Genomic DNA, 12,792 nt, shown 5'->3' on the forward strand with positions numbered 1-12,792 from the left:
TCCACACACGGCTGTGCGCATGCCCGCGACATCTGGGAGGATGCAGTCATGACCACCGAGATCACACGCAGCTCCGAAACAGGCGAGCAGGTCGAAGTCGGTCAAAACATCGGCGACCAGATCGGGCATCGCTACATCGACCGCGAACTGTCCTGGCTGGCGTTCAACCAACGGGTGCTGGAACTCGCCGAGAACCCCGACCTGCCGCTGCTGGAACGAACCAAGTTCCTTGCCATCTTTGCCAGCAACCTCGACGAATTCTTCATGGTTCGGGTCGCCGGGCTGAAGCGCCGAATTGCCACCGGCATTGCGGTTCGGGCCGCCAGCGGTTTGCTACCGCGCGAAGTCCACGGCGCCGTGTTGGAGAAGACCCGGGAACTGATGGGTCGGCAGGCATTCTGCTTCCGGCAGGAGGTGCTCCCGGCCTTGCAAGCGCAGGGCATCGAGTTGATTCGCTGGCAGGAACTGACCGAGCTCGAGCAGGAGCAGCTCGGATCGTGGTTCGACGAGAAGGTCTTCCCCGTCCTTACCCCGCTGGCAGTCGATCCTGCCCACCCCTTTCCCTACATCTCCGGCCTGTCGCTGAGCTTGGCCGTCATCGTCCGGAATCCGGAAACCGACGAGGAACTGTTTGCCCGCGTCAAGGTGCCGGAGACCCTGCAGCGGTTCGTGCAGATCGGTCCGCAACGGTTCACTCCCCTCGAGGACGTGATTGCCGCCCACCTCGATCGCCTATTCCCTGGCATGACCATCGAGGAATCGAGCACGTTCCGGGTGACCCGCAACGAGGACGTCGAGGTCGAGGAAGACGACGCCGAGAACCTGCTCAAGGCACTTGAGCGCGAACTTATGCGCCGCCGATTTGGGCCCCCGGTGCGTCTTGAGGTCGAAGAATCCATCAACGAGCACATGCTCCGGCTACTCGTACGCGAGTTGGCGGTCAGCGATGCGGAGGTGTTCCGACTCCCCGGCCCAGTCGATTTGACCGGATTGTGGACCCTGGTTGACCTCGATCGTGACGACCTGAAGGATCCGGCATTCGTGCCAAAGACGAACCGCGACCTGGCCGGCGTGGAAACTGCGTCCGAGCCCGACGTGCTCGACGCCATGAAGCGCGGTGACATCCTGCTGCACCACCCGTACGACTCGTTTTCGACCAGCGTTCAGCGCTTTCTCGAACAGGCAGCGACCGACCGCAAGGTGCTGGCCATCAAGCAAACCCTGTACCGGACATCTGGTGACTCACCGATCATCGATGCGCTGATCGAAGCAGCCCACGCGGGCAAGCAGGTGCTGGCGCTGGTCGAGATCAAGGCGCGCTTCGACGAGGAGGCGAACATTTCCTGGGCTCGCAAGCTCGAGCGCGCAGGCGTGCATGTGGTGTACGGACTCGTGGGACTCAAGACCCACTGCAAGCTCTCCATGGTGATACGCGATGAGGGAGACTCGCTCGTCCGCTACACCCACATTGGCACGGGCAACTACCACCCGAAAACGGCTCGCCTCTATGAAGACCTTGGACTGCTCACCAGCGACCGCGAGGTTGGCGAAGACGTCGGCAATCTTTTCAACCGGCTGTCTGGCTACTCGATGAAGAATGAGTACCAACGGCTGCTCGTAGCCCCCCATTCCATCCGCTCGGGATTGGTCGATCGCATCGAACGCGAGATTGACAATCACGAGGCTGGCCGGTCAGCGCGAATTCGATTCAAGTGCAACTCGATCGTCGACGAGGCCACCATCGATGCGTTGTATCGGGCCTCCAACGCGGGCGTGCCCGTTGACATGTTGGTTCGCGGGATCTGCGCGCTTCGACCCGAGGTTCCGGGCCTGAGCGAGAACATCCGGGTGCGCAGCGTGCTTGGTCGTTTCCTGGAACACTCTCGCGTCTACGAATTTGCCAACGGCGGCGACACCGAGGTGTTCATCGGCTCTGCGGACCTGATGCACCGCAACCTCGATCGGCGCGTGGAGACACTGGTTCGGATCACCGATCAGGAACACATCGCCGAGATCGCGGGCTTGCTCGACCTCAGTCTGGAAGACCAGACCGCGTCGTGGCATCTTGATAGCGATGGAACGTGGACTGGGGTCCATACCGATAGCGAAGGCAGGCCATTGCGCGACCTACAGGCGTACCTCATCAAAGCTCACTCGAAACGACTCGGCGCTAGTTCATGACGCAAAGTCCAGTCGCGGTCAGGGAAGTCGAACTCAAACTGCGGGTCCACGGATTGTTCCGGCTGCCCGACCTCGTCAGTGAGAGAACCGGCGTGGGACGCGCCAAGCGGCAAGTCGTCCGCAACCTGCAGGCGATCTACTACGACACCGAGGACCTTCGCTTGTATCGCTGGGGCGTCACGCTGCGGCGGCGCGAGGGTGGCCCGGATGCCGGGTGGCATCTGAAACTCCCGGTCCCTGGATCGGCCGGCCAAGCCCGCGACGAGCTCCAGTTGCCGCTGTCCGAGGGTGCGGTCGGAGATGTTCCGGCTGTCCTCCGAGAAATCGTGACCCCGTACACGCGCGGTATTGACTTGGTTGCCAAGGCGGAACTGCGCACCGAGCGCACGCCCTACCTGCTCTACGACCGCACTGGCAAGGCGTTCGCCGAGATGGTCGATGACAGCGTCTCCATCGTTGACAACGACGCTGTCGTGGAGCGTTTCCGGGAGCTGGAGATCGAAGCGCTCATCGACGACGCTCCCCTCCGACAGGTCATCGACCCCCTGATCGCGGCCGGTGCGATCCCTATCCGCGGCAATAAGGTCGGCAACGCCTTGGGACCACAGGCGTTCGGGCCAGCCGACGTGCTCAGCCCAGGCGAGGTCGGCCCGCAGGACAGCGCCGGTGATGCCATCACGGCATTTCTGCGCAAGTACGTCATCGCGTTCATCAGACAGGATGTGCGCGTTAGGCGCGACCTTCCTGACGGCGTTCACCAAATGCGGGTTGCTGCTCGCCGTTTGCGCAGCGGGCTGAAGGCCTTCGGCCCGCTCGTGGACAAGAAGTGGGCCGACGACCTGCGCAAGGAGTTGGGCTGGGCAGCCAGCGAACTTGGAGCCGCCCGGGACACCGAGGTGCTGTTGGAACGCCTCGATCGTCACGCCGCCGACCTCGGTTACCGCGATGCTGAGCTGGTGAAGGCGCTGATCGATCCGCAACTCAACGCGCGACTCGACAATGCGCGCGGCCATTCCCTCGGCGCACTCTTGAGCCCACGGCACCTGCGTTTGCTCGACGATTTGGTTGCCGCGGCCGCGGCACCGAACCTGACCGAATTGGCCGACGAATCTAGCGCCGAGGTCTTCCCCGAGTTGGTCGACCGAACCTTCCGCCGACTGGCTCGGCAGGTGAAGGAGCTCCAACTCGAGGGACCGGCCGAGGTCTGGCACGAGGCTCGAATCTCGGCGAAGCGAGCCCGATACTCAGCCGATGCCATCTCCGGTGTCTTCGGTGCCCCCGCGAAGAACCTCGCAGCTGCACTGTCGGAGGTGACGGAGATCCTGGGCGAGCACCAGGACGCCTGCATCGCCCAGGATGTATTGCGCGAGATGGCCGCAACCGACGGCCTCGATGGCCCGACCGGGTTTGCGTTGGGGTTGCTCCATGAGCACGAATTCGAGGCGGAAATCCATGCCCGACTCGAGTTTCAACGAGTCTGGCCGTCAGTGACCCGCGTGCACGAGCGCACGCAACTGGCATAGCGGACGGTCAACGAACAATGGCGAAATCGAACAATAACGAGATCCTCGCGGCGGGGGTTGTGCTCCTGCGCAAATACAAAGGGGATCCACAGGTTTGTGTGCTGCACCGGCCGACTCACCGGGACTGGTCGCTACCCAAGGGCAAACTCGAATCGCGCGAGCACATCATCACCTGTGCGCGCCGGGAGACCATTGAAGAGACCGGTGACGACGTCGTCCTCGGTGTTCCGCTGCTCACCCAGAAGTATCGGGTTGAGGGTCGGCCCAAAGTCGTTCGATACTGGGTTGGCTGGGTCAAGAGCGGCGGGCCTGGTTTCTCCCCCAACCGCGAGATCGACAAGTTGGAATGGCTGTCGCCGAACAAGGCAGCCAAGCGCCTGACCTACCGGCGAGATGTGCAGATCATGCGCAGCGCGCTGGACGTCGGTCCCACCACCCCGCTGATCTTGCTGCGCCACTCCCAGGCGGTCCGGCGAGCGGTGTGGAATGGATCCAAGGATGCGTTACGGCCGTTGGCCCCGGTCGGCAAAGGCCGCGCACGCAACCAGATCGGCGACATCTTGGCTGCGTTTGGAATTGAGTCGATCCAGTCCTCGGATGCCTTGCGATGCGTGCAGACCGTTCGCCCGTACGCCGACTCGGCCAAGCTGAAGATCGAGATGGATTCGCTCTTTAGCGAGGAGGGGTTCGAACCCTCAAAGAAGGCATCACTGGGCAGGATCAACGACTTGCTGGCCGACCCGTTGGCCACGGTGCTGTGCACGCACCGACCGGTACTTCCGGAGATCGTCGCGCAGGTGCGCAAGCGAACGGGACTGAATAACACCAAGCAACTTGATCCCGGGCTACCCCCCGGGGGGTTCATCGTCTTGCACCGGCAGTTTGACCCCAAGCGCGGTATGCGCGTCGTTGCCGTCGAGCGCCACGCCCCTTAGCCGAAACGACCGGAGATGTAGTCCTCCGTGGCCTTTTCGCTTGGGTTGGAGAACATGCGCGCCGTTGACCCGACCTCAACGAGCTCGCCGGGTTGACCCGGTCCCTTGAGGTTGAAGAATGCCGTCGTCTCGCTGATGCGAGCCGCCTGCTGCATGTTGTGGGTGACGATCACGATCGTGTACTGCTCGCGCAATTGGCTGATGAGTTCCTCAATCGCCAGCGTCGAGATTGGGTCCAGGGCTGAACACGGTTCGTCCATGAGGACGACCTGCGGCTCGACGGCAATGGCCCGGGCGATGCAGAGCCGCTGTTGCTGACCACCGGAAAGGCCCGCTCCTGGCCGATCGAGGCGATCCTTGACCTCTTCCCACAGATTCGCCCCGCGCAGTGAACGCTCGACGATGTCGTCGGTGTCGGACTTCCTTACCCGGCGACCTTTTTCCAGTTTCACGCCAGCAACGACGTTGCCGTAGATCGACATCGTCGGGAAGGGGTTGGGCCGCTGAAACACCATTCCCACCACGCGCCGCACGTTGACCGGGTCTACGTCATCGGCATAGATGTCTTGGCCGTCAAGCAGGACTTTGCCTTGAACGTAGGCACCCGGGATGACCTCGTGAAGCCGATTGAGTGTCCGCAGGACGGTCGACTTGCCGCAGCCGGAAGGGCCGATCAGAGCCGTCACGGAACGAGGCTCCACAGCCAGGTTGACATCTTGAACCGCCATGAATGATCCGTAGAAGACATTCAAGCCGCTGATGTCGATTCGCTTTGCCATACCGCCCTCGTCAGTTCCGCTCAGATTCAGTGTGCATGATGATCCGCCCTATCTAGCCTTCGGCGCAAATATTCGAGCGACCACCTTCGCACCGATGTAGAGGATCGCGACGAACAGGATGAGTACGAACGCACCACCCCAGGCTCGGTCGACCGCCACCGGAGTTCCACTGCCGATCTGGTCCCAGATGAACGTGGGCAATGCCGCCTGCGGTCCATCGAACAGATTCCAGTTCATGCTCTGCGTCAGGAACGTGGTCAAGAGCAGCGGCGCGGTCTCACCTGCGACGCGAGCAATCGCCAACATCACGCCAGTGATCACACCCGGTAACGCCGTTGGGATGACGATGCGCAGAATCGTCCTCCACTTCGGGACGCCGAGGGCGTAGGACGCCTCCCGCAGATCGTTCGGAACCAGTTTGAGCATCTCTTCGGTGGTCCGGACGACCACCGGCAGCATCAGGATCACCAGCGCCAGCGACGCGGCGAACCCGCTGCGCTGCATGCCCAAGGTCAAAATCAAGGCCGTGTAGATGAACAGGCCAGCCACGATGGACGGCACGCCGGTCATCACGTCGACGAAGAACGAGATTGACAGAGCCAGCTTTCCGCGCCCGTACTCCACCAAATAGACCGCGACCATGATGCCGATCGGAACAGCGATCACCGTCGCCATGAGGACCTGCTCGATGGTCCCAACCAGCGCGTGGGCGATTCCGCCACCCGGGGTACGGGCGCTCACATTGCGCATGGTTGAGCTGAAGAACTCCGCATTGATCACGGAGATGCCCTTGCTGATGACGGTGAACAGAATCGCGACGAGCGGAATGAGCGCGATGACGAAAGCCGCGTAGACCGCCGTGGTCATCAAGCGATCGACGGCATGACGACGACCCTCAACGCGGAAGCTCCAGACCGACTGGACGACGACGAAGATGATCACTGCCCACAGCAGAGTCAGCGCGACACCCTGAATCAGTCCGATCAGCGCCATCAGAATGGCGACGATCAAGGCTGCCCCCGCGAGTCCGGGGAGTGCTCGTTTTGGCAGTCGCCGACCGACCAGCTCGGCCCGGATCGACTTCTCGACTGGTTTGCCCTCGGGGGGTGCGATCGCCATCAGTTCGACCCCGAGAACTCTTTGCGACGCGCGACGATGAGCCTCGCGGCCATATTGACGGCCAGGGTGATGACGAACAACACGAGGCCGGATGCGACCAGGGCTGACAGTCCGACGGAGCCAGCCTCGTTCCACTTGAGCGCGATATTGGCGGCGAAGGTGTTGCCGCCGGGCTCAGTGATGTGCCAGTTGATGGTGAAGACCGCGGACAGCACCAATGCGACGGCGATGGTCTCACCCAGCGCCCGCCCGAGTCCGAGCATCGCGGCCGAGATCATGCCGGGCATCCCAAACGGGAACACCGCGAGGCGAACCATCTCCCAGCGGGTGGCACCTAGGGCGAGCGCGGCTTCGACGTGACCGTGCGGCACTTGCAGAAAGACCTCACGAGAGACCGCTGAGATCGTCGGCAGAATCATGATGGCGAGAACGACGCTGGCGACGAAGATGCTCTTGGTGTAGACCTCGTCCGGGTTGGCAAACAGCGGTATCCAGCCGAAATAGTTGTTCAGCCAGGCCGAGATGCCTTCCATCCTTGGCATCAGGAATTGCAGGCCCCACAGACCAAAGATGATCGATGGAACAGCGGCAAGTAGATCGATGATGAACGCGAGCGATGATGCGAACCGGCGCGACGCATAGTAGGCCGTGAATAGCGCGATGCCGATCGCAACTGGAACAGCCAAGATCATCGCGATGATTGAGGTGATGAGGGTTCCAAAAGCGAGCGCCGCAATGCCGAACGCGGGCGGTGTGGAATCAGGGAACCACTCTTGAGTGGTGAAGAAGTTCGCGGTGTTCTGCTGCAACGAGGGGATCGCCTTCCAGGCAAGGAAGACACCGATGGCTGCGGTCAGAACCAAGATGAGGACGCCCGCGCCGCGAGATAGACCGAAGAAGACTCTGTCGCCGCGGCGAACCGCTTCGCCCTGAATCTCGGCAGCAATCTCGTCGTCGGCTGGCGACAGCGTGTCTTGGGCCATGGTCTTCACCTCCTCATTTCGAACTCACTTGGGACATCGCTGGGCCGGACACGGATGTGAGCGGCTGCGGTCGTCGACTCACGTCGAATCGCGCAGCCGCTCACATCTAACCCGTGTCGAGCGGCAGTTAGCTCAGTGAACCAACAGCAGTGTTGACTTTGGTCAGCAACTCCGCCGGGATCGGCACGTAGCCGGTGTCGGCGAGCTTGGACTGCGCCGAGTCGCTGGCGGTGTACGTGAGGAAGGACTTGGTCAAAGGCAGCAGATCGCTGGCCAGTCCCTTCTCGCAGGTGACCTCGTACGTCACGAGGACGAGCGGGTAAGCCGCGGGATCCTTCGTCGCGTAGTCAATCTTGAGTGGGAGGTTGTTGCCACTTCCGGTGACGGTCGCCAGTGCCAGCGCGGCCGAGCCCGTTTCAGCGGAGGGAGCTACTGCGCCGCCACCATTGTCGATGCTGGCGGTGTTGAGTTGCTGATCCTGAGCGAACGAGAGCTCGATGTATCCGATCGCGTTCTTGGTGCTCTTGACCGAAGCGGCGACACCGTCGTTGCCCTTGGAACCTTGTCCACCGGGAGCAGTCCAGTCCTTACCTGGGGTGTACTTCCACTCGTCGGGAGCGGTCGCGACGAGGTACTGCGTGAAGTTGTCCGTCGTACCCGAGGAATCGCTGCGGTGGAACTGCACGATGGTCGCGTCAGGCAACGTCACGCCGGAGTTCGCTGCCGCGATCGCGGGGTCATTCCACTTGGTGATCTTGCTGCTGAAGATGTCAGCGAGCAACTTAGGAGTGAGGGTGAGCTTGTCGACCCCGTCAACGTTGTAGGCCGCGGTGATCGCGCCACCGACCATCGGCATGTTGATCGCCGGGCCCGATGCGCAACGCTTGCTGGCGGCCGTGAGGTCGGCGTCCTTGACGGCCGAGTCAGAGCCAGCGAATGCGGTCTGTGCGTTGATGAAGTCCTGCACGCCTGCGCCGGAGCCATTGCCTTGGTAGTCGATCGTCGCGCCAGAGCATGCTGACTGGTACGCGTTGATCCATTCGGTCATGGCGTTCTTCTGAGCAGTCGAACCGGATGCCTTGATGGATCCGGACTCGCAGCTGATGCCATCGGAGTTGCTGTCCGAGCTCGTGCTGCTGCTACAGGCGGCGAGTGCCGCAGCGCTGACAACCGCGAGGCTGAGCACCTTGACGCTCTTGGTGATCTTCACGTTTTATCCTCCATAGTTTTTCTCTGTCTACGTGCCGCCGACACTAAGCACCGATGGTGACCGCAGGAGGGGTCCACGATGAACGGAAGATGAACGAATAACGTCTAGCTTGTGATCGGCGAAGGGAAAGTCCCGGCTTTGGCCAGCAGACCTGGGGTCGGTCGGCCCAGTTGGTCGCCGAGCCAGTCGCTGGCCACGATCAGCGCATCGAGGTCGATGCCGGTCTTGACGCCGGAACGTTCGAGGGCGAAGACCAAGTCTTCGGTGGCGATGTTGCCGGTCGCCCGGGGCGCGAATGGGCACCCACCGATGCCGCCGAGACTCGAGTCGAGCACTCGCACGCCGGCCTCGTAGGCAGCGAGGGCCGACGCGTACCCGGTGTTACGGGTGTTGTGGACGTGAACCCGCAACCGCACATCACCGACCACGTCTTGCACGGCGGCGATTCGGCGAGCAACGTCCCGGGGTACCGCTACCCCGATGGTGTCGGCGACGGCAATCTCCACCACTCCACTCTGAGCGAGTCGACCGGCCACGTCGGCCACCCTGCCGATCGCAACCTCTCCCTCATACGGGCACCCGAACGACGCGGACATCGTGACCGTTGGGATCACACCGGCGGCGTTGGCCAACGGTGCGACCTGCTCGACGGTCGCGATCGCTGCCTCTGTGGTCATCCCCTGGTTCTTCAGGGAAAACGTGTCGGTGACCATGACGACCATGTTGATCTCGTCTACCTGGGTCTGCCTGGCACGCTCGAACCCACGAGCGTTGAGCACCAGCCCGATCCAAGCGGCGGAGAGACTGTTCGCGTCATCTTTCGCGGGCAGGCCAGCGAGGACCGCCTCCGCGTCGGCCATCTGCGGCACTCGTTTGGGGTTCACAAACGACGCGACCTCGATCCGCCGGATTCCCGCGTCCACACATCGCTGGATCAGGCCAAGCTTCTGATCCGTTGATAGCCGGGCGGGGTCGTTCTGTAAGCCATCCCGGGGGGAGACTTCCACAATTTCGACACCACGAACGGGGCTTGAGTTCATGCCTCTAGGATCACTCATCGGACCTACAACAGCTACGAGAGGTGCGTTTGGCGTGATTACGCATGTGGTGCTGCTCGGACTGACCGACGCCGATGATTGCCCCGAGGCCCTCGACCGGCTACGCGCGCTCCCAGCCCGAATCCCCGAACTTCTCACGCTGCGGTGCGGCCAGGCGCTGGCCGGAGCCGCCTCAACCGGCGGCGGGTTGAACCTTGTCCTGATCACCGAACACGCCAACGAGGCCGGGCTAGCCAGCTACCAAGACCACCCCGTGCACCAGGAGTTCCTCGAGTGGATCCAACCCCGCCTGGCGACTCGCGCCGCCGTCGACACCGACGACCTGCGATAGCCCAGCAGTAACCCAGCCTCCGAACCGGAAAGTTACCCAGTGGTACGGCTGCGACACGCCGGGGGAAACAGCCATACCACTGGGTAACTTCCTAGTTTGGCGCGGTGGTTTTAGGCGGTGATGCCCTTGCCGATGACGACAATGCCACCGTCGGAGACCGTGAAGCCCCGAGCCCGGTCGGCGGCGTGGTCAACGCCGATCTCGGTTCCATCCGGAATCACGCAGTACTTGTCGATGACCGCGCGGTTGATGGTCACACCTTTCCCGACTCGGGTACCGGGCATGATCACCGAACCCTCGACCCGACTGCCCTCGTCAATGTGCACGTCGTAGGAGACCACCGAGTCGCGAACGCTGCCGCCGGCGATGATCGATCCCGCCCCCACCATCGACTGATTCGCCGCACCATTGAGGACGAACTTGGCAGGCGGCAGCGGGGGAAGATTTCCCAGAATGGGCCACTGGCTGTTGTAGAGGTTGAAGACTGGGTGGACGCTCACCAGGTCCATGTGCGCGTCGTGGTACGCGTCGATGCTGCCGACGTCACGCCAGTACGCGTGGTCACGCTCGGTGGATCCCGGTACGTCGTTCTCGTTGAAGTCGTATACGTGGGCCATGCCCTGTTCGGTGAGCATCGGGATGATGTTCCCGCCCATGTCGTGTACCGAACTCACGTCGGCGGCATCCTTCTTCAAGGCCTCAATCAACACGTCCGTGCTGAAGCAGTAATTGCCCATCGAGACGTAGGCCTCGTCCGGGGAACCCGGAATCGCGGGTGGATCTGCCGGCTTCTCCAGGAATGCATTGATCTTGCGCCCGTCCTGGGCTGTCTCAATGATGCCGAACGCGCTGGCCTCCGACCGCGGCATGCGAATGCCAGCGATCGTCACGCCAGCACCGCTGTCGACGTGCTGCTGGACCATCTGGCGCGGGTCCATCCGATAGACGTTGTCCGCTCCGAAGACCACGACGATGTCCGGCCGTTCGTCGGCGACCAGGTTCAGGCTCTGGAAGATCGCGTCTGCGCTGCCCGTAAACCAGCGGGGTCCGAGCCGCTGCTGGGCGGGAACCGGGGTTACGTAGTCACCGACCATCGAGGACATCCGCCAGGTCGTGGTGATGTGCCGATCCAACGAATGCGATTTGTACTGCGTCAACACCGCGATGCGCATGTATCCGGCATTCACGAGGTTCGACAGGACAAAGTCGATGAGCCGGTAGGCACCTCCGAACGGCACTGCGGGCTTGGCCCGATCAGCGGTCAGAGGCATAAGGCGCTTGCCTTCGCCACCAGCGAGAACGATTCCGAGGACGTGAGGTTGGTTGCGCACGGGGCCAACCTACCCGGGATGGACCCTTCAATGTCACCCCACTTAATCCGGGTGAGGATTGCCGAGCACGTGAGTGGCTTCCCGCGCTTCAGAGCATGATTCGGGCCTAGGCTCGCCCCTGTGAGAGCAGCGATTTTGACCCGCGAATGGCCCCCGAATGTTTACGGTGGAGCCGGTGTCCACGTTGAGTATCTAGTTCCTCAACTCAGGAAGTTCATTGAAGCGGATGTCTTCTGCTTCGGTGAACCCCGTCCGGACGCGCACGCGTTTGAGATTCCAGCGGGATTGAGCGATGCCAACGCGGCACTGCAGACACTCGGGGTTGACCTGGAAATCGCCTCCGCGACCGCGGGTGCAGACGTGGCGCACTCCCACACCTGGTACGCCAACATGGCTGGCAACCTGTCGGGTCAACTACACGGCATCCCGCACGTGATCACGGCGCATTCGCTGGAACCTCGGCGGCCGTGGAAAGAGGAGCAGCTCGGCGGTGGATACCGCATCTCAAGCTGGGTGGAGCGGACGTGTTACGACAAGGCCGACGCAATCATCGCAGTCAGTTCCGGGATGCGCGACGACGTGCTCGACTGCTATCCGTTCGTTGATCCCGGCAAGGTTCACGTCGTCTACAACGGCATCGACACCGACCTCTATCGAAACGTCAAAGAGACCGACGCACTTGAGCGCCACGGGGTGGACCCAAGCAAGCCGTTCGTGCTATTCGTCGGTCGGATTACTCGGCAGAAGGGCATCGCTCACCTCCTCAAGTCCGCCCGCATGTTTGACGAGTCGATCCCGCTGGTGCTTTGCGCCGCCTCCCCCGACACCCCGGAACTGGGTGCTGAGGTGTCAGCCGAGATCGCCGATCTGCAAGCAACCCGCGGGGGTGTTCATTGGATCGACGCCCAACTGTCCCGCGACGACGTCATCCAATTCCTTTCCCACTGCCTGCTATTCGCGTGCCCGTCGGTCTACGAGCCACTGGGCATCGTGAACCTGGAGGCCATGGGGTGCGAGGCGCCCGTCGTGGCCAGCGCAGTCGGCGGCATTCCAGAGGTCGTCGTCAACGGCGAGACGGGGATCCTGGTCCCCTACGACGAAAACGAGACGCGAGCGTTCGAACACGCATTCGCCGACGCCGTCAACCGGATGGCGTCAGACTCTCTTGCCGCGAAGGCGATGGGTATCCGTGGCCGCGCCAGGGCCGTAGAGGCGTTCGGATGGCAGGCGATAGCCAAGCAGACCGTCGAGGTCTATCGTTCGGCAGGAGCGCGGTAGTTCGCGACGTCCAACCGCGCAAACGAGCCCGCGCCGACGCAGGAATTTCCGAAGCGTCGGACAA

At 62.4% G+C, this 12,792-nt stretch carries 11 protein-coding genes; 5 read left to right on the forward strand and 6 right to left on the reverse strand.

What is annotated here, in order from left to right:
* Nucleotides 1-48 precede the first annotated feature (48 nt).
* Genes KAZ48_02180 through KAZ48_02190 form a run of 3 tightly spaced genes read left to right on the forward strand, consistent with a single transcriptional unit; the run spans nucleotide 49 to nucleotide 4,639 of the window.
* Nucleotides 49-2,181: an RNA degradosome polyphosphate kinase gene (locus tag KAZ48_02180; GenBank protein MBP7971579.1), complete on the forward strand. Its 2,133-nt coding sequence runs from the start codon at nucleotides 49-51 to the stop codon at nucleotides 2,179-2,181.
* Entirely contained in the window at nucleotides 2,178-3,704 is a 1,527-nt protein-coding gene (locus KAZ48_02185) for a CYTH and CHAD domain-containing protein (protein MBP7971580.1), read from the forward strand. Before KAZ48_02180 ends, KAZ48_02185 begins: the two co-directional genes overlap by 4 nt.
* A gap of 17 nt (nucleotides 3,705-3,721) precedes the next feature.
* A complete protein-coding gene (locus KAZ48_02190; GenBank protein ID MBP7971581.1) occupies nucleotides 3,722-4,639 on the forward strand; it encodes an NUDIX hydrolase in 918 nt (305 codons plus the stop codon).
* Here the strand turns inward: KAZ48_02190 and KAZ48_02195 are convergent.
* The 5 genes from KAZ48_02195 to KAZ48_02215 form a co-directional block, all read right to left on the reverse strand.
* Entirely contained in the window at nucleotides 4,636-5,418 is a 783-nt protein-coding gene (locus tag KAZ48_02195) for a phosphate ABC transporter ATP-binding protein (protein ID MBP7971582.1), read from the reverse strand. The two genes, KAZ48_02190 and KAZ48_02195, sit on opposite strands and share 4 nt — an antisense overlap.
* A gap of 48 nt (nucleotides 5,419-5,466) precedes the next feature.
* Nucleotides 5,467-6,411, reverse strand: coding sequence for a phosphate ABC transporter permease PstA (gene pstA, locus KAZ48_02200; GenBank protein ID MBP7971583.1), 945 nt, complete (start codon nucleotides 6,409-6,411; stop codon nucleotides 5,467-5,469).
* Nucleotides 6,412-6,536: 125 nt separating this feature from the next.
* The gene (pstC, locus tag KAZ48_02205) at nucleotides 6,537-7,520 is read right to left on the reverse strand and encodes a phosphate ABC transporter permease subunit PstC (GenBank protein ID MBP7971584.1); all 984 of its coding nucleotides are present in this window, start codon (nucleotides 7,518-7,520) and stop codon (nucleotides 6,537-6,539) included.
* A 127-nt stretch (nucleotides 7,521-7,647) separates the two neighbouring features.
* Nucleotides 7,648-8,730, reverse strand: a complete 1,083-nt coding sequence (gene pstS, locus KAZ48_02210; protein ID MBP7971585.1) for a phosphate ABC transporter substrate-binding protein PstS — start codon at nucleotides 8,728-8,730, stop codon at nucleotides 7,648-7,650.
* Nucleotides 8,731-8,834: 104 nt separating this feature from the next.
* On the reverse strand, nucleotides 8,835-9,770 hold the full coding sequence (locus KAZ48_02215; GenBank protein MBP7971586.1) for a hydroxymethylglutaryl-CoA lyase: 936 nt from the start codon (nucleotides 9,768-9,770) through the stop codon (nucleotides 8,835-8,837).
* 52 nt (nucleotides 9,771-9,822) lie between these two features.
* On the opposite strand from KAZ48_02215, the gene KAZ48_02220 reads away from it, so the two are divergent.
* Complete coding sequence (locus KAZ48_02220) at nucleotides 9,823-10,119, forward strand: Dabb family protein (GenBank protein MBP7971587.1); 297 nt, start codon at nucleotides 9,823-9,825, stop codon at nucleotides 10,117-10,119.
* Nucleotides 10,120-10,229: 110 nt separating this feature from the next.
* On the opposite strand, the gene glgC is transcribed toward KAZ48_02220, so the two are convergent.
* Nucleotides 10,230-11,450, reverse strand: coding sequence for a glucose-1-phosphate adenylyltransferase (glgC, locus tag KAZ48_02225; protein MBP7971588.1), 1,221 nt, complete (start codon nucleotides 11,448-11,450; stop codon nucleotides 10,230-10,232).
* Between the two features lie 120 nt (nucleotides 11,451-11,570).
* Here glgC and glgA point away from each other — a divergent pair, with 120 nt between their 5' ends.
* Nucleotides 11,571-12,728 carry a glycogen synthase gene (glgA, locus tag KAZ48_02230; protein MBP7971589.1) on the forward strand — a complete coding sequence of 386 codons (1,158 nt, stop codon included), beginning with the start codon at nucleotides 11,571-11,573 and terminating at the stop codon, nucleotides 12,726-12,728.
* Nucleotides 12,729-12,792: the final 64 nt, after the last annotated feature.

This window comes from Candidatus Nanopelagicales bacterium (assembly GCA_018003655.1).
In the GTDB taxonomy this organism is placed as follows: Bacteria; Actinomycetota; Actinomycetes; order S36-B12; family UBA10799; genus JAGNDY01.

Coding starts and splice junctions, on each gene's coding strand:
- KAZ48_02180 (MBP7971579.1), top strand. CDS start 49: ATGACCACCGAGATCACACGCAGCTCCGAAACAGGCGAGCAGGTCGAA.
- KAZ48_02185 (MBP7971580.1), top strand. CDS start 2,178: ATGACGCAAAGTCCAGTCGCGGTCAGGGAAGTCGAACTCAAACTGCGG.
- KAZ48_02190 (MBP7971581.1), top strand. CDS start 3,722: ATGGCGAAATCGAACAATAACGAGATCCTCGCGGCGGGGGTTGTGCTC.
- KAZ48_02195 (MBP7971582.1), bottom strand. CDS start 5,418: ATGGCAAAGCGAATCGACATCAGCGGCTTGAATGTCTTCTACGGATCA.
- pstA (MBP7971583.1), bottom strand. CDS start 6,411: ATGGCGCTGATCGGACTGATTCAGGGTGTCGCGCTGACTCTGCTGTGG.
- pstC (MBP7971584.1), bottom strand. CDS start 7,520: ATGGCCCAAGACACGCTGTCGCCAGCCGACGACGAGATTGCTGCCGAG.
- KAZ48_02215 (MBP7971586.1), bottom strand. CDS start 9,770: ATGAACTCAAGCCCCGTTCGTGGTGTCGAAATTGTGGAAGTCTCCCCC.